At 69.1% G+C, this 17,973-nt stretch carries 18 protein-coding genes; 8 read left to right on the top strand and 10 right to left on the bottom strand.

Annotated elements, in window-relative coordinates:
• Nucleotides 1-139: 139 nt before the first annotated feature.
• Together ACIBGM_RS21960 and ACIBGM_RS21955 are read right to left on the bottom strand one after the other, a co-directional pair.
• Nucleotides 140-370, bottom strand: a complete 231-nt coding sequence (locus tag ACIBGM_RS21960) for a DUF4287 domain-containing protein (protein WP_360534161.1) — start codon at nucleotides 368-370, stop codon at nucleotides 140-142.
• A gap of 115 nt (nucleotides 371-485) precedes the next feature.
• Nucleotides 486-1,514: an SGNH/GDSL hydrolase family protein gene (locus ACIBGM_RS21955; RefSeq protein ID WP_396386591.1), complete on the bottom strand. Its 1,029-nt coding sequence runs from the start codon at nucleotides 1,512-1,514 to the stop codon at nucleotides 486-488.
• A 76-nt stretch (nucleotides 1,515-1,590) separates the two neighbouring features.
• Here ACIBGM_RS21955 and ACIBGM_RS21950 point away from each other — a divergent pair, with 76 nt between their 5' ends.
• Nucleotides 1,591-2,961 carry a cystathionine beta-synthase gene (locus tag ACIBGM_RS21950; RefSeq protein ID WP_396386590.1) on the top strand — a complete coding sequence of 457 codons (1,371 nt, stop codon included), beginning with the start codon at nucleotides 1,591-1,593 and terminating at the stop codon, nucleotides 2,959-2,961.
• 253 nt (nucleotides 2,962-3,214) lie between these two features.
• Here ACIBGM_RS21950 and ACIBGM_RS21945 read toward each other — a convergent pair whose 3' ends face one another.
• Nucleotides 3,215-4,672, bottom strand: coding sequence for a flavin-containing monooxygenase (locus ACIBGM_RS21945; RefSeq protein ID WP_396386589.1), 1,458 nt, complete (start codon nucleotides 4,670-4,672; stop codon nucleotides 3,215-3,217).
• A 35-nt stretch (nucleotides 4,673-4,707) separates the two neighbouring features.
• Nucleotides 4,708-5,937, bottom strand: a complete 1,230-nt coding sequence (locus ACIBGM_RS21940) for a lactate racemase domain-containing protein (RefSeq protein WP_360534153.1) — start codon at nucleotides 5,935-5,937, stop codon at nucleotides 4,708-4,710.
• Nucleotides 5,938-6,115: 178 nt separating this feature from the next.
• Here ACIBGM_RS21940 and ACIBGM_RS21935 point away from each other — a divergent pair, with 178 nt between their 5' ends.
• Nucleotides 6,116-7,516, top strand: a complete 1,401-nt coding sequence (locus ACIBGM_RS21935) for an FAD-binding oxidoreductase (RefSeq protein WP_396386588.1) — start codon at nucleotides 6,116-6,118, stop codon at nucleotides 7,514-7,516.
• Here the strand turns inward: ACIBGM_RS21935 and ACIBGM_RS21930 are convergent.
• Entirely contained in the window at nucleotides 7,505-8,125 is a 621-nt protein-coding gene (locus ACIBGM_RS21930) for a hypothetical protein (RefSeq protein WP_396386587.1), read from the bottom strand. The genes ACIBGM_RS21935 and ACIBGM_RS21930 overlap by 12 nt on opposite strands.
• Before the next feature lie 276 nt (nucleotides 8,126-8,401).
• Between ACIBGM_RS21930 and ACIBGM_RS21925 the strand changes: the two genes are divergently transcribed.
• Together ACIBGM_RS21925 and ACIBGM_RS21920 are read left to right on the top strand one after the other, a co-directional pair.
• Nucleotides 8,402-8,893: an NUDIX domain-containing protein gene (locus tag ACIBGM_RS21925; protein WP_396386586.1), complete on the top strand. Its 492-nt coding sequence runs from the start codon at nucleotides 8,402-8,404 to the stop codon at nucleotides 8,891-8,893.
• Nucleotides 8,894-8,905: 12 nt separating this feature from the next.
• A complete protein-coding gene (locus tag ACIBGM_RS21920) occupies nucleotides 8,906-9,130 on the top strand; it encodes a nuclear transport factor 2 family protein (protein WP_396386808.1) in 225 nt (74 codons plus the stop codon).
• Here the strand turns inward: ACIBGM_RS21920 and ACIBGM_RS21915 are convergent.
• Both ACIBGM_RS21915 and ACIBGM_RS21910 read right to left on the bottom strand, forming a co-directional pair.
• A complete protein-coding gene (locus ACIBGM_RS21915) occupies nucleotides 9,127-10,020 on the bottom strand; it encodes an SDR family oxidoreductase (RefSeq protein ID WP_396386585.1) in 894 nt (297 codons plus the stop codon). The genes ACIBGM_RS21920 and ACIBGM_RS21915 overlap by 4 nt on opposite strands.
• Nucleotides 10,021-10,147: 127 nt before the next feature.
• Nucleotides 10,148-10,903, bottom strand: a complete 756-nt coding sequence (locus tag ACIBGM_RS21910) for a DinB family protein (RefSeq protein ID WP_360534143.1) — start codon at nucleotides 10,901-10,903, stop codon at nucleotides 10,148-10,150.
• 130 nt (nucleotides 10,904-11,033) lie between these two features.
• On the opposite strand from ACIBGM_RS21910, the gene ACIBGM_RS21905 reads away from it, so the two are divergent.
• Nucleotides 11,034-12,503, top strand: a complete 1,470-nt coding sequence (locus tag ACIBGM_RS21905) for a M28 family metallopeptidase (protein WP_396386584.1) — start codon at nucleotides 11,034-11,036, stop codon at nucleotides 12,501-12,503.
• Nucleotides 12,504-12,560: 57 nt separating this feature from the next.
• Here ACIBGM_RS21905 and ACIBGM_RS21900 read toward each other — a convergent pair whose 3' ends face one another.
• Together ACIBGM_RS21900 and ACIBGM_RS21895 are read right to left on the bottom strand one after the other, a co-directional pair.
• Nucleotides 12,561-13,508 (bottom strand): trypsin-like serine protease, encoded by a 948-nt coding sequence (locus ACIBGM_RS21900; protein ID WP_360534139.1) that lies wholly within the window; start codon nucleotides 13,506-13,508, stop codon nucleotides 12,561-12,563.
• A gap of 152 nt (nucleotides 13,509-13,660) precedes the next feature.
• Nucleotides 13,661-14,485, bottom strand: a complete 825-nt coding sequence (locus tag ACIBGM_RS21895) for an alpha/beta hydrolase (RefSeq protein ID WP_360534136.1) — start codon at nucleotides 14,483-14,485, stop codon at nucleotides 13,661-13,663.
• 144 nt (nucleotides 14,486-14,629) lie between these two features.
• On the opposite strand from ACIBGM_RS21895, the gene ACIBGM_RS21890 reads away from it, so the two are divergent.
• Nucleotides 14,630-15,163 carry a DinB family protein gene (locus ACIBGM_RS21890; protein WP_360534133.1) on the top strand — a complete coding sequence of 178 codons (534 nt, stop codon included), beginning with the start codon at nucleotides 14,630-14,632 and terminating at the stop codon, nucleotides 15,161-15,163.
• A 1-nt stretch (nucleotide 15,164) separates the two neighbouring features.
• Here ACIBGM_RS21890 and ACIBGM_RS21885 read toward each other — a convergent pair whose 3' ends face one another.
• Nucleotides 15,165-16,532, bottom strand: coding sequence for an FAD-binding oxidoreductase (locus ACIBGM_RS21885; RefSeq protein ID WP_360534130.1), 1,368 nt, complete (start codon nucleotides 16,530-16,532; stop codon nucleotides 15,165-15,167).
• A 105-nt stretch (nucleotides 16,533-16,637) separates the two neighbouring features.
• Between ACIBGM_RS21885 and ACIBGM_RS21880 the strand changes: the two genes are divergently transcribed.
• Both ACIBGM_RS21880 and ACIBGM_RS21875 read left to right on the top strand, forming a co-directional pair.
• Nucleotides 16,638-17,315, top strand: a complete 678-nt coding sequence (locus ACIBGM_RS21880) for a helix-turn-helix domain-containing protein (RefSeq protein ID WP_360534127.1) — start codon at nucleotides 16,638-16,640, stop codon at nucleotides 17,313-17,315.
• 63 nt (nucleotides 17,316-17,378) lie between these two features.
• Nucleotides 17,379-17,900, top strand: coding sequence for a GNAT family N-acetyltransferase (locus ACIBGM_RS21875; protein WP_360534124.1), 522 nt, complete (start codon nucleotides 17,379-17,381; stop codon nucleotides 17,898-17,900).
• Nucleotides 17,901-17,973: the final 73 nt, after the last annotated feature.

The following is a 17,973-nucleotide window of genomic DNA, read 5'->3' as shown; positions in this document are numbered from 1 at the left end:
CCGGTGAGGTCAGGCCGGTGTGGTATCCGAGCGTTCGCGAGGCGGGTGTCGCGGGGTGGTGCGGTTGGGCTGGAACGAGGAAGACCTGCCCCTCCACCTGAAAGGGCAGGTCTTCTGTATCAGACTCCTGTTCGGCTCGTCAGCCCATTCGGCGGTGCGCTCGGCGCAGGTCGTACTCGTGGACGATGGCGGTTGCGTGCCCGTGCGCGAGCTCGTACTCGCTGGATAGCCATCTCACTCTGTCGTCGAAGCGCAGGAACGACGGTCCGTCGTTCATCAGCTGGAACCACTCGGTCATCTCGCGTCCGGTGCACCCGGGCACCCTCTCCACCAAACGCTGGTGCGTCTCCTCGGAGTGGTTCAAGCCCATCTTCGCCTCCCGTCATCGGGGTACCGCGTAGTTATCGACTGTGCACCACACAGCCGTCGCTAGGCAAGACTCTCGTCATGAAAGTAGCCCTCAGCGGACGCACAACGGCGTAAACCTACTGGCACACCGGTACGGCGTCCTGCGATTCGGAGCTGTCCTCGTCGACCCGCTCGACCTCCGCCTTCGGGTGCCGGCGCCGATGCCGCAGCGTCGCCCAGCGGCCCCGCGGACCGCGCTCGCGCCCGGCGACCTCGGTGGCCGCGACCTCCGTGCCGGCCGTCTTGGCAGCCTGTACGGCGGCTTCCGCGATCGGCAGGATCGCCTCGCCCCGGAACTGTTCCGGGTGCACGAACGACTCCGGCCCGACCCCCATCGCGGCCGCCACCGACGGCAGCAGCGCGGCGGACGCGGCGGCGTACCCGATGGCGGACGGGTGGAAGTTGTCCCGCCCCCACATCGACGGGTTGGTCCGGAACACCTCGCCGAGCAGCGACCCGAGGGACACAGTTCGGCCGCCTGCCTCGACCACTGCGATGGTCTGAGCGGCGGCCAGCCGGCGGCTCAAGGACCGGGCGACCTGCCGCAGCGGCGGCATGATCGGCCGGACCGCGCCGAGGTCCGGACAGGTGCCCACCACCACCTCACAGTGCGCGGCCCGCAACCTGCGGACTGCGGCCGAGAGCAGCCGAACCGAGGTCGACGGCGGCACTTTCGACTTCACGTCGTTGACGCCGATCAGGATGACCGCGACGTGCGGCCCCGCCTGCAGCGCGGCGTCGACCTGCGCGGCCAGGTCGGACGACTTGGCCCCGGTCTTCGCCACGTCGACCAGGCGCACCGGGCGCCTGGCCAGCTCGGCGAGACCGGACGCCAGCAGGACGCCAGGTGTCTCTTCCGGTGACTCGGTGCCGTAGCCGGCCGCGCTGGAGTCGCCGAGGATGGCGAACGTGATCGGATGTCCTGGATACCGGCCGAACAGACCGTCGCCCGGAGTCGGGTAGTAGCGCATCGGTCCGATCACGCGTTTCGCATACTCGGCCTCAGCGGTCAGTACGCCGTACAACGTGGCACCGATGAGTCCGAGTCCCCCGCCCCCGAAAGCTGCGGCCTGGGCCAGCTTCTTGGCTGCCCGGGCTCTACTCATGAGTCAAGGATTACACGCAGTCACGACAGCGCAAGTGAAAATAGGGGAACGGCGCGCGTATCACTACAGTAAAGATGTGCGCTACGCAGACTCACTCCTGGACCTGGTCGGCAACACCCCGCTCGTGAAGCTGGGCAAGACCACGGACGGGGCCAAGCCCCTCGTACTCGCCAAGGTCGAGTACTTCAACCCGGGCGGTTCGGTGAAGGACCGGATCGCGGTCCGGATGGTCGAGGCGGCCGAGGCCTCCGGCGACCTGAAGCCGGGCGGCACGATCGTCGAGCCGACCTCCGGCAACACCGGCGTCGGGCTGGCGATGGTGGCCCAGCAGAAGGGCTACAAGTGCGTCTTCGTCTGCCCGGACAAGGTCAGCGAGGACAAGCGCAACGTGCTCAAGGCGTACGGCGCCGAGGTCGTGGTCTGCCCCACCGCCGTGGCCCCCGAGCACCCGGACTCGTACTACAACGTCTCCGACCGCCTGGTCCGCGAGATCGAGGGCGCCTGGAAGCCGAACCAGTACGCCAACCAGAACAACCCGCGCTCGCACTACGAGACCACCGGCCCGGAGCTGTGGGAGCAGACCGAGGGCAAGATCACGCACTTCGTGGCGGGCGTCGGCACCGGCGGCACGATCAGCGGCACCGGCAAGTACCTGAAGGAGGTCTCCGGCGGGAAGGTGCAGATCATCGGCGCCGACCCGGAGGGCTCGGTCTACTCCGGCGGCACCGGCCGGCCGTACCTGGTCGAGGGCGTCGGTGAGGACTTCTGGCCGGAGACGTACGACAAGACCATCTGCGACCGCGTCATCGAGGTGTCGGACGCGGACTCGTTCGCGTTGACCCGGCGGCTGGCCCGCGAGGAGGCCATGCTGGTCGGCGGCTCGGCCGGGATGGCGGCCGCGGCGGCGATCCGGCTCGCCCATGAGCTCGACGACCCGGACGCCGTCATCGTCGTGCTGCTGCCGGACGGCGGCCGCGGCTACCTGACCAAGGTGTTCAGCGACGACTGGCTGGCGCAGTACGGCTTCCTCGGCGCGCGCCAGGGCACCACACTCGGCGACATCCTGGCCCGCAAGGACGGCAGCATGCCGCCGCTGGTCCACACCCACCCGCACGAGACGATCGCCGAGGCAGTCGCCATCCTGCGGGAGTACGGCGTCTCGCAGATGCCCGTGGTCCGGGCCGAGCCGCCGGTGATGGCGGCCGAGGTGGCCGGCGCGGTGTCGGAGCGGACGTTGATGGACGCCCTGTACTCCGGCAAGGCGCGGCTGGCCGACATGGTCGAGCAGCACATGGATCCGGCGCTGCCGTCACTGGGCGCCGGTGAGCCGGTCGCGAAGGCGGTGCAGCTGCTCGAGGATCGGGACGCCCTGATGGTGCTGGACGACGGCAAGCCGGTGGGCGTGCTGACCCGGCAGGACCTGTTGGTCCACCTGTCCGCCGACTGACCCTCACACCGGAGTCCGCCGGACTCCGACGCGGGAGCCTTACCGGTCCACGACCGAAGGCACGATGGCGAGCAGGACCGTGACCACGATGCCGATCACGATGGCCGCTGCGCCGGCGATCTGAAGGATTTCCATGCCTCAAGAATCCTTCGGCGCAGCCGTCCGGACATCGGCCCGAGGACCGGTCTTGCCTTCATCCCAAGGTCGTACCCCCGCACGCCCCTGCTCCTACTTCAGGAGTGCGGGGAAACCCCTAATGGACCAGCACGAAGTCCGCGGGGTCGAGGCGGCGGGTGCGGCGCCAGTAGGAGACGGTCCACTCCGGCCAGATGGTCGAGTTCCGGCCCGCGGCGTCCAGGTACCAGCTGGTGCAGCCGGACTGCCAGACGGTGTCGCCGAGCTCACCCTGGATCCCGCCGACGAACCGCTCCTGGGCCTCCTCGCGGACCTCGACGTACGACGCTCCGCGCCGCCGCAGCAGGTGCAGCGCCTGCATCACGTACCGGACCTGGGCCTCGATCATGAAGACCATCGACGAGTGTCCGAGGACGGTGTTCGGGCCGACCAGCAGGAACAGGTTCGGGTAGCCGGCCACGGTGATGCCGAGGTGGGCGCCGATGCCGGCGCGCTTCCAGTGGTCGGCCAGGTCGACGCCGTCCTTGCCGAGGATCGGCATCCGGGTCAGGTTGGCCGAGACGTCGAACCCGGTGCCGAGCACGATCGTGTCGCAGGCCCGCTCGGTCCCGTCGGAGGTCACCACGCCGGTCGGCGTGATCCGCGCGATCGGGGTGGTGACCAGGTCCACGTTCGGCCGGGCCAGGGTGGGGTAGTAGTCGTTCGAGATCAGGATCCGCTTGCAGCCGATCTGGTAGTCCGGGGTCAGCCTGGCCCGCAGCTCGGGATCGGCGACCTGCTTGTGCAGGTGGCGCTTCGCCTGGAGCTCGAGGCCCTTCATCAGCTTGGGGTTGCCCGCGAACCCGGCGCCGCGGCCCTCGAGTCCCCAGTAGATGGCGTTGCGGATCGCCCGCTGGCCGGCCGGGAAGCGCTCGTGCAGCCGCCGCTCCCACGGGCCGATCGGGCGGTCCGGCTTCGACGTGATCCACGGTGGCGTCCGCTGGTACACGTCGAGTTGCGCGACCTCGGGGGCGATCCGCGGCACGAACTGGATCGCCGATGCGCCGGTCCCGATCACGGCCACGTTCCGACCGCGCAGGTCCGCCGAGTGATCCCATTGCGCCGAGTGGAACGCCGTACCGGCGAAGGTGTCGAGGCCCGGGATCTGCGGGAGCTTGGGCTGGTGCAGGCTGCCGACGCCCGCGACCAGGGCCTGGGTCTCGATCGTCTCGGCGTCGTTGACGGTGACGGTCCAGCGGCCGGCGGCCTCGTCGAACACGGCTTCGGTGACCTCGGCGCCGTACCGGATCTTCTCGGCGACGCCGTACTTGTCCGCGCAGTGCTCGAGGTAGGCGAGGATCTCGTCCCAGGGCGCGAACATCCGGGTCCAGCGCGGGTTCTGCTCGAACGAGAACGAGTAGAGGTACGACGGGATGTCGCAGGCGCAGCCCGGGTAGGTGTTGTCCCGCCAGGTGCCGCCGAGCTGCTCGGCCTTCTCCAGGATGACGAAGTTCTCGCAGCCCGCCTGCCGCAACTTGATCCCCATGCACAGCCCGGCGAACCCGGATCCGACGATGACGACCTCAGCCTCAGTCATAGCTGCGTAGGTTACCGACGAGTCACGTGGCCCGGCTAGTGCCTGAGGCGGTGCAGGATCTCGCCGGCGTTCGGGATGACCAGGGTGTCCGGGTCCTTCTCGTACGCCTCCAGGTCGACGTCGGCCGGGTCGAGATGGGCGAGGTTGGCCCGCCGTACGACGTCCTCGGGAATGCCGGTCGCGAGCGTGACATGGACCCGGAGGTGCTCGCCGGTCGCCGGGTCCCATGTGCCCGCGCCGCGGAGGTGCGTGGAGTGCGCGAGGACGCCCCAGTGCAGGTCGCGGAAGCGGTCCCACTGGCCGAGGAAGTAGTCGCGGCAGTGGTAGCCGATCTCCTCGATCTCCGGGTGCATCGCGGCCAGCTGCGTGACGTGCGGCGCGTAGAGGATGACCTCGCCGCCGTCGGCGACGATCGGCTCCACCTTGTAGAAGCCCTTCGCCGCGGTCCAGATGTCGGCGTACTTCGGCGGCATCACCGACACGACCCGCTTGACCGGGTGGTCGAGGTAGCGGACGTGGGTCTGCGCAGAGATCTCCGCGGCCGCGCGCCACGAGGAGACCGTGTCGCCGAACGCGACTGCGTGCAGGGCGTTGGTGCCCGACTGCGCCACCACCGACAGGGCGAGCTTCTCCGCCGGGATCATCGCGGCGGCCTCGTCGATCAGCGCCCGGACCGGGGTGATTCCGGGTGTGCCGATGATGCTCGAGCTGGTGATCAGGGCGCCGAGCCAGTGCGAGAAGTCGATGACCTCCTGACCGGCGACGCCGGGGAAGAAGTACTTGTTGCCGCCGGAGAAGCCGACCACCTCGTGTGGGAACACCGGGCCGACGACGAGGGCGACGTCGTGCTCGACCACCGCGCGGTTGAGCTTCACCGGCACCTCGTCGCGGAGCATCTCGTCGGAGATCTCGCCGACCCGGTCCGCGTGGATCGTGCCGAGGTCGGCGAAGGTGTCCGGTTTCCACCACTCGTGGTTGAGGACGCCGTCGTACTCGCCGCCGAGGTGGGTGCGGAGCTGATCCGGCGTCATCTCCGCGTGGGTGCCCAGGGCAACCAGAATCGTGAGCTTGGCGACCCGGCCGTCGAGGGCCTGGTGGACCGCCTTCAGCAGCAGCGGAAGCGGGCAGCTGCGGGTGGCGTCCGGGACGATCACGCAGACGCTGCGCCCCTCCAGCCCGGCCCCGCTCAACGCATCGCCGATGAAGCTGGTCACCTCGTCGTCGGTCAGCACCTGGCCGGCTCCACCGATCACGGTTGCATCCATGACATCCACCCTAGGCCCTGTCGCCCGCGGTTCCGAGTCGTGACCGCGGAGAAACCCTTGGTGGACAAGGGATCGTGTCATCGGCAGGTAAGGGATCGAGTGGTTGACCCCGGGCCGCCTCCGGGCGCACGATCGGCGGTGGCAGCTGGGGTGGGCTGAGCAGCGAGGGGGGACGACCATGTCCGACACCATCGAGCGGCCGGCGGGGGCGAGACCGGAAGGTTTCGGCGGCGTCGTGCTGACCGGCGGGGATCCGGCGTACGACGATGCCCGGACGGTCTTCAACGCGATGATCGACAAGCGGCCGGCGATGATCGCGCAGTGCGAGTCCGCGGCCGACGTGGTGGCGGCGGTGAAGTACGGCGTCGCGCGGGAGCTCGAGATCGCGGTCCGGGGCGGCGGCCACAGTGTCGCCGGGACCGGCGTGAGCGACGGCGGCCTGGTGGTCGACCTGCGCCGGCTGAACAGCGTCCAGGTCGACCCGGACGCGCGGATCGCCCGGGTCGGCGGCGGCGCGACCTGGGCCGACTTCGACCGGGCCTGCCAGCCGTACGGCCTGGCGACCACGGGTGGCCGGGTGTCGACGACCGGGGTCGCGGGCCTGACCCTCGGCGGCGGGTCGGGATGGATGGAGCGGAAGTTCGGGCTGGCCTGCGACAACCTGGTCTCGGTCGAGCTCGTCACCGCGGAGGGCCGGCTGCTGATCGCCGACGAGACGAAGAACACGGAGCTGTTCTGGGCGCTGCACGGCGGCGGTGGCAACTTCGGGGTCGCCACGTCGCTGACCTTCCGCCTGGAGGAGCTCCCGACGACCACGCTGGCGATGCTGCTCTGGCCCGCCGAGGCCGGTCCGGCGGTGACCCGCGCGTACCGGGACATGATCGAGGCCGGGGCGTCCGAGGACCTGGGCGGCGGCGTGCTCTACCTGACCGGGCCGCCGGAGCCGTTCGTGCCGGAGCATCTGCAGGGGCAGCGGATCGTGGCGGCCGGGGCGATGTACGCCGGGCCCGAGGCGGAGGCGCGGGACGCGTTCGCGCCGATGTTCGCGCTCGGTCCGGCCGGTGAGTTCGTCGCGGAGCTGCCGTACGCCGAGCTGAACTCGGCCCTCGACGATCCGCCGGGGTATCGCAACTACTGGTCGGCCGAGCACCTGGCGTCGTTCCCGGATCCCGCCGTACAGCTGTTCTGCGACCGGTCGGAGGACATGCCGGCGCCGTCGCCGTCCCAGCAGATCGCGCTGCCGTGGGGTGGCGCCGTACTGCGGGGCGCCGACGACTGGCCGTTGCCCCACCGGAAGGCGGCGTGGGTGGTGCACCCGTTCGGGCTGTGGTCCGATCCGGCGGACGACGCCCGCGGGCGGCAGTGGTCGCGGGACCTGTGCGCCGAGCTGCAGGAGTGGGCGACCGGGTACGTGTACCTGAACTTCATCGGGAACGAGGGCCAGGACCGGGTGGTCGCCGGGTTCGGGCAGGAGAACTACGACCGGTTGTCCCGGGTGAAGTGCGAGTTCGACCCCGAGAACGTGTTCCACCTCAACCAGAACATCCTCCCCGGCTGGCCGGACAGCTCAGCGGGTTGAGTGATGCGCCGTCCGGTGGTCCCGTTTGTAGTGGGGTAGGCGGGACCACTGGACGGCGGTGACGGCCGCGTACGTCGCCGCGGCCAGCGGCACGCACCAGAGCCGGAGGAACGGCATCTGCCCGGTGATCGCGGTCGCCGCGAAGATCACGCCGAGGACGATCAGGCCGGCTGCGGTGCCGCGCCGGCGCTGGTCGAGCGCCGTACTCGGGAGTGGGCCGGTGTGGCGGTCGAGGACGGCGGCCAGCGCGCTGAGGCCGGCCGCCGAGGCGAGCCCGAACAGGATCCCGCCGGGGAGGTCGCCGAGGATGATCGCGATCACGTTGCCCGCCGTCAGTACGGCGACGACGACTGCGATGTCGAGGGTGCCGAAGATGAGGTGGGTGCGCCGCCGCTTGCCCAGGTCGACGCCGTCCGCGGTCCTGGTCGGACCGGGGTCGCCGCTCAGTCGCCGTACCGTCAGAATCAGCCCGACGGCCAGCAGGATCGCGATCAGGACGCCGGTCACGGAGAACACCACCGACTTGGTCGGCGAGATGAAGTCCCGCACATCCCCGCCCCCGAAATCACAGGTCGCGCGCGGCGGGAACCAACCGGTCTCTACGTCCACCCCAGCACTGTCCGCCCCACCGAACCGCATCGCACATGCCTCATCCGGATCAAACCAACTGGGCATCGCGGCACTAACCATGACCGCCCACCCCAGCCCCAGCGCCAGCCCCACCGCCAACAAAGTCCCCGCACGCTTCTTCACCCCTCAACCCTCTCATCGGGTGCAGAACGACAGGAGGTACTCCGATATCCCAGCCCGTCCCACGCTCGGTCGCCGCCCGGATCCTCCCGCCACGGCGCACACCTCCTGTCCTTAAGTTCCTAGAGTTGGAACATGACGGCGTACGAGGGCTCCTATCTGTGGGAGCTCCGGCAGCACGTCGGCTCCCGGCTGTTGCTGATGCCGGGCGCCCAGGTCCTGGTGGTGGACGACGCCGACCGAATGCTGTTCCAGCGAAGCCGCGACACCGGCCGCTGGGAACTCCCCGCCGGCGCAGCCGAACCCGGCGACAGCTTCCGCCGCGCCGCCGCACGCGAACTGCAGGAGGAAACCGGTCTGTCGGTCGCCGAGGACGACCTCGTCCCCTTCGCCACGCTCTCCGAGGCGGACCTCCACACCCTCACCTACCCCAACGGCGACGTCCTGCACTGCTTCGCCCTGTGCTTCGAGGCCCGCCGCTGGACGGGCGACCTGACGGCAGACCCGTCCGAGGTCACCGCCCTCGCCTTCCTCGCCGAGCCCCCCGAAGACCTGCATCCCCCAACCCGACTGGCCCTTGAGCTGTACGACGCGTACCAAGCCACCGGCCTGTTCCAGGCTCGCTAGGTCTTCGGGAAGCTGGAGGACAGCTTCGCCGACTGCACGTCGTACACGCACGAGGTGATCTCGGCGGATGTGTCCGGCGACCTCGCGTACACGGTCGGCTACGAGCACACGGCGGCGAGCGTGCAGGGTGAGCCGCGCAGGTACACGCTCCGGGTCACGCAGCTCTACCGCCGGGAGGACGGCGAGTGGAAGGTCTTCCACCGCCACGCGGACACGCTGCAGTCGACGGCCGGCTAAGGCAGGCGGCGGGCCTGCTCGCGGAGGTAGTCGGTGGTCGAGCGTGGCATGATTCCCCTTTGACGTAAGGGCTCGTCGTCCCAGTCGGCCGCGCGCAGATCCTGGAGCAGGCCCGCGCCGAACGCCGACGCGAGTCCGTCCTTGCGCTTGTTGAGCATCCGGATCGCGAGTCGGGCGACGCCGCGTGGCATCCGCTGCACCTTCAGCTTGCGGTGCGTCAGCTCCTCCGCGATCGCGATCACCTCGTTCTTGCTGAGCGCCTCGGGCCCGCCGACCGTGACCACCGCCGGTGGATCCGGCTCGACCGCCAGCGCTGCCACGAGAGCCGCCACGTCATCGGTGCTGATCCACCGCTGCTTGCTGTCACCCTTGCCGATCACCGACACCTTGCCGGCGGCAAGATCGAACCGGGCCGGCGGCGCGAGATGGATCTCGTGAAAGGCATCCGCCCGTACGACGACGCGCCGCAGACTCGACCGCTCGAGCCGCTTCTCCGTGGCCAGCTTGGCGTTCTCGAGCGGCGTGCCGAGGGCGGACTCCACTCCCGGGAACGACATGTAGACAAAGCGCTCTACGCCGGCCGACTCGGCCGCGTGGACGAGCGACGCCATCCCCAACTCGTCGGCGTCGCGGATCGACGGACTCGGTAGCCCGGCCAGCCGCCGGTTGATCACGGTCGCCGTCGCGACCACCGTCTCGACACCCTGACACGCCTCGACCAGGCTCCGCGGATCCGTCAGATCCCCACGAACGACCTTCGCCCCGAGCTCCTCGAGCCGCGCGCCGTCCGACCCCGCCCGGACCAGGCACCGCACGTCAGCACCCCGGGCGAGCAACAACCGCACAACCCGCCCGCCGAGCTCCCCGGTCCCACTGACCACCAGCAACATCACGACCACCCCTGACCCGACGGTCACCCCACGACCGCCGCACCGCAACCCCTCGCAAAACACCTTGCCCGAAAGCGCAACCTGGCCCGTCACCGAGAGCTTGCTCCCAGCAACCAGACGTGTCCCCTCACAGGGCGTCGAGGTCGCGTTCGGCGTAGAGGCGGTGTTGCCATTCCTCGTTGAGGATGAGGAGGAGGACCTCGCGGATCGGATAGCGGTCGGGGCCGGGCCAGCCGGGTTCGGAGACGGGAGTCGTGTGCGCGTCGAGCCGGTCCACAGTCAGCTCGTCGAGGTAGCGCCGTACGGTCGCCATCCGGTCTTTGCGTAAGGCAAGCACCTCGTCGAGGTCCGGGCGGACGGCGCGATCCCACGGCACGCCCGGGACGTCGCCCATCCCGTCGAACGGGAGGTCGAGGGCGTCCCACGGATGCGGGTCGCCGAGGATGACCCGCCGTACCCAGGAATCCGTGGCGAACAACAGATGGCGCAGCGTCTGGATGAACGACCACTCGCCGTCGACGCTCTCGTGCAGCCGCTCCGGCGGCAGCGACCGGGCGCGCGCGACCGTCCCGTCCCACAGGCGCTCGAGGATGTCCCACGCCGTCCGGAACCCCTCGGGGTCGGTGGGCCGCATCTTGGCCCGGTCCGGGTAGCGGCGGTCGAGCTCGGCGTACACGTACGGCGCGACGTCGACCCCGTTGATGACCAGGTTCTCGATGTCGCCGTCGATCGTGACATGGCCGAGCTCCACGCCACGCATCCGCGTCCCGGTCAATGTCACTTGGTCGAACCGCGCGTTGCGCAGATCGACGTGCCGCAGCAGCGCGCCGCTCAGATCCACCCGCTCGAGATGCTTCCCGGTCAACTCGTCCATGAACCCCATGTCCTCACGGTAGAACAGGTTCCGGACGTTCCACTTCCGGAAAGCTGACCTCTGGTCGCATGCAGCCGGCCGGGTTACATTGCCAGGGCGTCAGGCCTGGGGGATTGGTCTACTCGCTTGTGGGGGAACGATGCGTGTGTTCCGTCGTGGCGCCATCGGCGCAATCAGTCTCGCTGCGGCCCTTGCTCTGGTCGCAGCCCAACAAGTACCGGCAGGGGCCGTCCCGATCGAGGAGACGTACGCCAAGCTCCTGACCAAGAAGGTCACTGGGCAGAACGCCCAGAAGCACATGGTCGCACTACAGGCGATCGCCGACCAGAACGGCGGCAACCGGGCCGTCGGCACCTCGGGCTACGACCAGTCGGCGGCGTACGTCGCCGCCCAGCTGGAACAGGCCGGGTACAGCGTCACGCTCGACCCGATCAACTTCGTCGAGAGCTGGGTGGAGAACAGCCCACCCGTCCTGGAGCTGACCGCGCCGACGCAGAAGACCTACACGCCCGGCGTCGACCTCTTCACCTTCCAGCCCTCGCCTGCGGGTGACGTGACCGCGGCGGTGCAGGCAGTAGACGTGACCCTGCCGCCCACGCCGACACCGACGTCGACCAGCGGCTGCGAGATGTCCGACTTCGCGGGGTTCGTCCCCGGCAACATCGCGCTGATCCAGCGCGGCACCTGCCCGTTCGCCACCAAGGTGCGCAACGCCGGGTTCGCCGAGGCCGGCGGGATCATCATCTTCAACGAGGGCCAGCCGGGCCGGACCGATCCGTTCCCGCTGGACATCGGCGAGTGGCGGGCCGGCGTGCCGATGGTCTTCGCCAGCTTCGCCGTCGGCAACGAGCTCGCCAACACCCCGGGCGCGGTCGTCCACCTGAAGGTCGACTCCACGCTGACCCTCGGGACCGACCACAACGTGATCGGCGAGAGCCGCAAGGGCGACCCGAACAATGTCGTCATGATCGGCGCCCACCTCGACAGCGTCGAGGCCGGACCGGGTATCAACGACAACGGCTCGGGTACGGCGGCCATCCTCGAGACCGCGCTGCAGATCAACAACTTCCCGGTGAAGAACAAGGTCCGCTTCGCGTTCTGGGCGGCCGAGGAGGTCGGCCTGCTCGGCTCCGACCAGTACGTCGAAGGCCTGACCCAGGCCGAACGGGACAAGATCAGGGTCTACCTGAACTTCGACATGGTCGCCTCGCCGAACTACGCCTACAAGCTGTACGACGGTGACGACTCCGACGCGACCGGCTTCCCGGCCGGACCGCCCGGCTCGGCGCAGATCGAGGACCAGCTCGAGGCGTTCTTCACCAGCCGCAACCTGGCCACCGTCGGCACCGACTTCGACGGCCGGTCCGACTACGGCCCGTTCATCGCGGCCGGCATCCCGGCGGGCGGCATCTTCACCGGCGCCGAGGGCATCAAGACAGCGGAAGAGGCAGTCCTGTTCGGCGGTACGGCGGGCGTCGCGTACGACGTCTGCTACCACCAGGCGTGCGACACCATCGCCAACCCGAACCTGACCGCGCTGGACGTCAACGCCGACGCCATCGCCGACTCCACCGCCAGGTTCGCCTTCAACCTGACAGCCATCTCGTAACACCCGACCGAACGACAGCCCGGGGCCTGAACGCCCCGGGCTGTCTGCTGGTGTGGATCAGTAGGACCCGGCCGGATCGAGCAGGAACGCCAGGTCGTCGGGTTGGTCGATGCGGTAGCTGCCGCTGGCATTGCAGTTGTAGTTCAGGCCGAACGACGTGACCGCGACGATGATGTTCTGCTCCGCGATCGCGGGCGAGGTGATGTCGAAGGTCGGACCGCCCGAGTCGCCGAAGCACGTTCCTCCGGTGGTGGATCCGCCCTGAGCGTGCGAGAACATCACCGCGATGTCGCGCAGGCCGTACGCGCCCCTGAAGCTGATCAGCCGGCGGTCCGCCTTCCGGCGGGTGTCGCCGCCGAGGGAGAACTTCGGTCCACTGTCCTCGAGGCCGTACCCGACGGACTCGAACAGAGCGCGCTGCTTGGCCTTCCCGGCGTACCGGTCCAGGTAGTCGGGCGACGGCAGCGATCCGTACTCGTCGAGCTCGATCGGCTCGGACAGCTCGACGACGCCGAGGTCGTGCAGCAGGAAGACCTCGTCGACGTACTCCGGATGCGTGAACGTCGACTCCGCCTCGGCCCATTCACTGCTGGCGTCGAGGATCGCCGACCAGGTCTCGTACCGCTCGTCGTTGCGATCCGGCACGAACGTGGAGCTCGGTGGCAGCACGGAGTAGTCCGGCGCCTCGGACACCGAGAACCACACGTCGGTACCGCCGAACAGCGGGTTGTCCGGGACTTCGCCCTCGACACCGACCGCGAACGTGCAGTGGCCGGCGGTGACGACCGTGTCCGCGTCGATGAGGGTGCCGGTGCAGTTGAACCAGGCGCCGGGATCCTCGAACCGCGGGTCGATCGCGTCCGGGACGTAGAACAGCAACTGACCGACGTACGGGTGCTCTCCGTTGTCGGGCGCGCCGCCGACGATCGCGCCGGCGGGGGCGGTCGAGGTGACCAGCAGGGCCAGGCCGGCCAGGACGGCGCAACTGCGTAACAGGTTCCGCATGAGTCGCACGCTCCTTCGAGTGGACTGTTCCAGCACAGTACGCCCGGGAGGAACGCAGTACTAGATCGCGAATCCCTGCAGGTAAAGGGATGCCGGGGCAACCGGACGATGGTTGCCACCGGCTACCCGATGAGCACTGACAGCGATGGGTCCTAGGACCGGAGGAAATCCAGCAGGTCCGCGTTGAGTGTGTCGGCGTGGGTGGTGGGCAGACCGTGCGGGAGGTCCTTGTAGGTCTTGAGCACGCCGTTCTTGAGCAACGCGGCCGACTTCGGGCCGGAGGCGACGTACGGGACGATCTGGTCGTCCTCGCTGTGCACCACCAGGACCGGGATGGTGATCTTCTTCAGGTCCTCGGTGAAGTCGGTCTGCGAGAACGCCACGATGCCGTCGTAGTGCGCCTTCGCGCCGCCCATCATGCCTTGCCGCCACCAGTTGGCGATGACCGCTTCGGACGACTCCACGCCGGGCCGGTTGAACCCGTAGAACGGGCCGGACGCCAGCCCGCGGTAGAACTCGGACCGGTTCGCGGCCAGCTGCGCCTGGAGGTCGTCGAAGACCTCCTTGGGCAGGCCCTCCGGGTTCGCGTCGGTCTTCACCATCAGCGGCGGTACGGCGCAGAGCAGCGCGGCCTTGGCGGCCCGGGACTCGCCGTGCCGGGCCAGGTAGTGGGCGACCTCGCCGCCGCCGGTCGAGTGGCCGATGTGGATGGCGTCGTGCAGGTCGAGATGCTGTACGACGGCCGCGAGATCGTCGGCGTAGTGGTCCATGTCGTGCCCGTCGGCGGTCTGCGTCGACCGGCCGTGCCCACGGCGGTCGTGGGCGATGACGCGGTACCCCTGCTGCAGGAAGAACAGCAGCTGCGCGTCCCAGTCGTCGGCCGACAACGGCCACCCGTGACTGAACACGATCGGCTGACCGCTGCCCCAGTCCTTGTAGAAGATCTCGATCCCGTCGCTGGTCGTGACAGTACCCACGGTGTTGCCCCCTCGCTTCGAGAAACCCTTGTGTACAACGGCTTCGGGCGGCCCCACGCCACCCTAACCCTGGCAACGCCGTCGAGTCTCGGATTGATCGAGTAGCGGACATGAACTGGCCGCCAACTCTTCTAGGCTCGAAGCATGACAGCGAACGAGCAGCAGAGTGTGACCGGTGAGCGGGCCGATCTTCTGGACTTCCTCGGGAAGCACCGGTACTTCCTGCGGTACACCGCCGAAGGCCTGTCCGACGAGCAGGCGAACACCCGCAGCACCGTCAGCGCGCTGACGGTCGGCGGCCTGATCAAGCACGTCACCGCGGTCGAGCGGAAGTGGGCCGAGTTCGCCCAGGGCGGCGGTGGCGACGAGGTGCCCGCGGAGATCGAGTTCACCCCTGAGGTGATCGCCGAGTGGGAGAACCAGTTCCGCCTCACCGAGGGCGAGACGCTGGCCGACGTACTGGCCGAGTACGAGAAGGTCGCGGCCGCGACCGAGGACCTCGTCCGCACCCTCGACCTGGACACCGCCTACGAGCTCCCCGCCGCCCCCTGGCAACCCCCGGGCGTCTTCTGGTCCGTCCGCCGCGTCTTCCTGCACATCGCCGCCGAGACCGCCCAGCACTCCGGCCACGCCGACATCATCCGCGAGTCCATCGACGGCCAGAAAACCATGGGCTGACTCAGGCAGGGCGGATGTTCCGGTTGTGGTGGAACACGTTGTCGGGGTCGTACTTGGACTTGATGTCGGCGAGTCGCCGGTAGGTGTGGTCGCCGTACGCCTCCCGGGTGCGGGTGGTGTCGTCGGCGTCGAGGAAGTTGACGTAGACGCCGGCGGCTCGGTGCGGTTGGACGGCTTGGAGGAATCGTCGTGCCCACGCGGGCTCGGCGACGGCGTGCTCGCCGGCTTCGTCGGGCCGCCAGACCGCTTCGACGACGATGTTGTGGGGCGTGGTCCGATTCGCGTAGGCAGTGGCGTCCGCGGGGACTCGGGCGACAGCTCCGCCCAGGTGGAACATCGCGGCGTACGACCGGGGCGAGCCGGCGGCGTAGGCGTGGTCGGCGATGACGGCGATGGTGTCGTCGGACAGGCCGGCGAGGTTCGTGGCCTTCCAGTAGTAGTGCCAGCCGTGGGGGACGGTGTCGTCGATGGCTCGCTGATGGGCGACGTACGGCGTCGGTCCGACCAGATCCACGAGTGGCTGCCCGAACCGTCGGAGGCTCCGCACCACGCGCTCACCATCGTCCACGGCGCCGGCGTACGAGCAGGCGACGGCGACGGCCGGTCGCCAGTGCAGGTGCTCGTGGACGGCCGGCCACGGCGGGATGGTGCCGAGCCGGATCACGCTGCCGAGCTCGTCCGGCGCTTCCGCGATGAAGTCGCGGTAGAAGCGCAGTACCTCGGCGGTGTCCTCGGCAGCCCAGAACACGGGACCGGCGAGGATGTCCGGACCGAGGCGGTGCAGTGCGAACTGGAACGACGTGACGATGCCGAAGTTGCCGCCACCGCCGCGCAGCGCCCAGAACAGATCGGGGTGTTCGTCCGCGGACGCCTGTACGACGCTGCCGTCGGCGTCGACCACCTCAGCAGCCAGCAGGTTGTCGACGACGAGCCCGTACTTGCGCATGAGCCAGCCGATACCGCCGCCGAGGGTGAGCCCGGCGACGCCGGTGTGGCTCACGATGCCGCCGGTGGTGGCCAAGCCATGGGCCTGCGTTGCATGGTCGACGTCGCTCCACAGGGCGCCGCCTTGCACCCGGACGGTGCGACCGGCCGGGTCGACCGACACAGCCCGCATCGCCGAGAGGTCGATCACGATCCCGTCGTCGCACACCGCCGTACCGGCGACGTTGTGGCCGCCGCCGCGTACGGCGATCTCCAGATCGTGGTCGCGGGCGAAACGGACCGCCGCGACCACGTCGGCGGTGTCGACGCAGCAAGCGATCAGCCGTGGGCGCCTGTCGACGGCGCCGTTCCACACGGCTCGGGCGGTGTCGTAGCCGGCCTGGTCAGCGGTGATCAGCCGGCCTTGGAAACCTTGGATCTTCATCGCGGGACCTCCTCGCTGTCAGCCCCATCGCATCGCCGTTGGCGCGAGCGGTGAAGTCAAGAATCTGTACTTCACACTCGAAGGACGCAGCCAGACACTGGCGGTGTGAGGACATACGGCCAGTACTGCCCCATCGCGCGCGGCGCGGAGATCTTCGCCGAGCGCTGGACGCCGCTGATCATCCGCAACCTGCATCTGGGCTGCGGAAGCTTCAGCGAGATCCTGGAGGGCGCGCCCGGGCTCTCGCGCACGCTGCTCTCGCAGCGACTCAAGCAGCTCGAACGGTTCGGCATCGTCCGGTCGGAACTCAAGTCCGACCGGCGTGGGCACCACTACGAGCTCACGCCCGCGGGGGAGGACCTCTTCAAGGTCTGCATGTCGCTCGGCGAGTGGGGTGCCGCCTGGCTCGAGATCGCCCCCGAGCACCTGGATCCCTTCGTGGCGCTGTGGTCGATGTGCAACCTGCTCCGCCTGGACCGGCTCCCGGACCGGCGCGTCGTGATCCGCTTCGACTTCACCGGCGGGCCGCGTCCGGAGCGGTACTGGCTGCTGGTCGAGCGCGGCGAGACCGAGATCTGCAAGACGTATCCGGGTCTCGACGAGGACCTCTACGTCACGGCGGAGGCCGAAGCCTTCGTCAAGTGGCACGCCGGCCGGGTCAGCTGGGCCGAAGCCGTTCGCGACCGCCGCATCCAGTTGCACGGTCCTTCCTGGCTCGTACGAGCGTTCCCGACCTGGAACGCCCGCAGCGCGTTTGCTCACATCAAGCCGACGGCAGCGTGAAAACCCGGTGACCTGTCGTAGTCGGGGGAGCTAGCCTGCGGACGGTTGGATTGGAGGGCCTGCGTGGGCTACGCGATCAGGGCGTTGCGGGACGACGACCCGGAAGTGATCTCGGGGGCGATGGCTGCGATCGGGTGGGACAAGCCGGTATCGCAGTACGAGAAGTACTTGGCCGAGCAGCGGGACGGGGTGCGGGACGTCTTGGTGGCGACGGTCGACGAGGAGTACGCCGGATACGTCACGGTCCGGTGGGAGTCGCCGTACCAGCCCTTCCACGGGATCCCCGAGATCCAGGACTTCAACGTGCTGCCGAAGTTCCGCCGGCGCGGGATCGGCAGTGGCCTGATGGACACGGCCGAGGCGCTCGTCGCCGAGCGGTCCGACGTGGTCGCGATCGGCGTCGGTCTGTACGCCGACTACGGCACGGCCCAACGGATGTACGTCCGCCGCGGCTACATCCCCGACGGCCGCGGCATCCTCTACAACCTGCAACAGGTCCCACCGGGCGAGATGGTCCGCAACGACGACGACGCGATCCTCATGTTCAGCAAATCCCTCACCCCGGCTGGCAAGCTTCGCCCGTGATGGAAGACGCCCGCTGACCCCGACCGGCACCGACCTCCGGGTACTTCGGTGAGACCTTCGGCCGCCCGTTCCA

The organism is Kribbella sp. NPDC050470 (genome assembly GCF_044458365.1).
Lineage (GTDB): Bacteria > Actinomycetota > Actinomycetes > Propionibacteriales > Kribbellaceae > Kribbella.
The sequence above is the reverse complement of the archived record's forward strand: the minus strand, read 5'-3'. Positions and strand labels throughout refer to the sequence as shown.

Bases quoted from the DNA above. Each gene is read 5' to 3' on its own strand.
- ACIBGM_RS21960 (WP_360534161.1), bottom strand. From the start codon at position 370: ATGGGCTTGAACCACTCCGAGGAGACGCACCAGCGTTTGGTGGAGAGG.
- ACIBGM_RS21955 (WP_396386591.1), bottom strand. From the start codon at position 1,514: ATGAGTAGAGCCCGGGCAGCCAAGAAGCTGGCCCAGGCCGCAGCTTTC.
- ACIBGM_RS21945 (WP_396386589.1), bottom strand. From the start codon at position 4,672: ATGACTGAGGCTGAGGTCGTCATCGTCGGATCCGGGTTCGCCGGGCTG.
- ACIBGM_RS21940 (WP_360534153.1), bottom strand. From the start codon at position 5,937: ATGGATGCAACCGTGATCGGTGGAGCCGGCCAGGTGCTGACCGACGAC.
- ACIBGM_RS21935 (WP_396386588.1), top strand. From the start codon at position 6,116: ATGTCCGACACCATCGAGCGGCCGGCGGGGGCGAGACCGGAAGGTTTC.
- ACIBGM_RS21925 (WP_396386586.1), top strand. From the start codon at position 8,402: ATGACGGCGTACGAGGGCTCCTATCTGTGGGAGCTCCGGCAGCACGTC.
- ACIBGM_RS21915 (WP_396386585.1), bottom strand. From the start codon at position 10,020: ATGTTGCTGGTGGTCAGTGGGACCGGGGAGCTCGGCGGGCGGGTTGTG.
- ACIBGM_RS21910 (WP_360534143.1), bottom strand. From the start codon at position 10,903: ATGGGGTTCATGGACGAGTTGACCGGGAAGCATCTCGAGCGGGTGGAT.
- ACIBGM_RS21905 (WP_396386584.1), top strand. From the start codon at position 11,034: ATGCGTGTGTTCCGTCGTGGCGCCATCGGCGCAATCAGTCTCGCTGCG.
- ACIBGM_RS21900 (WP_360534139.1), bottom strand. From the start codon at position 13,508: ATGCGGAACCTGTTACGCAGTTGCGCCGTCCTGGCCGGCCTGGCCCTG.
- ACIBGM_RS21890 (WP_360534133.1), top strand. From the start codon at position 14,630: ATGACAGCGAACGAGCAGCAGAGTGTGACCGGTGAGCGGGCCGATCTT.
- ACIBGM_RS21885 (WP_360534130.1), bottom strand. From the start codon at position 16,532: ATGAAGATCCAAGGTTTCCAAGGCCGGCTGATCACCGCTGACCAGGCC.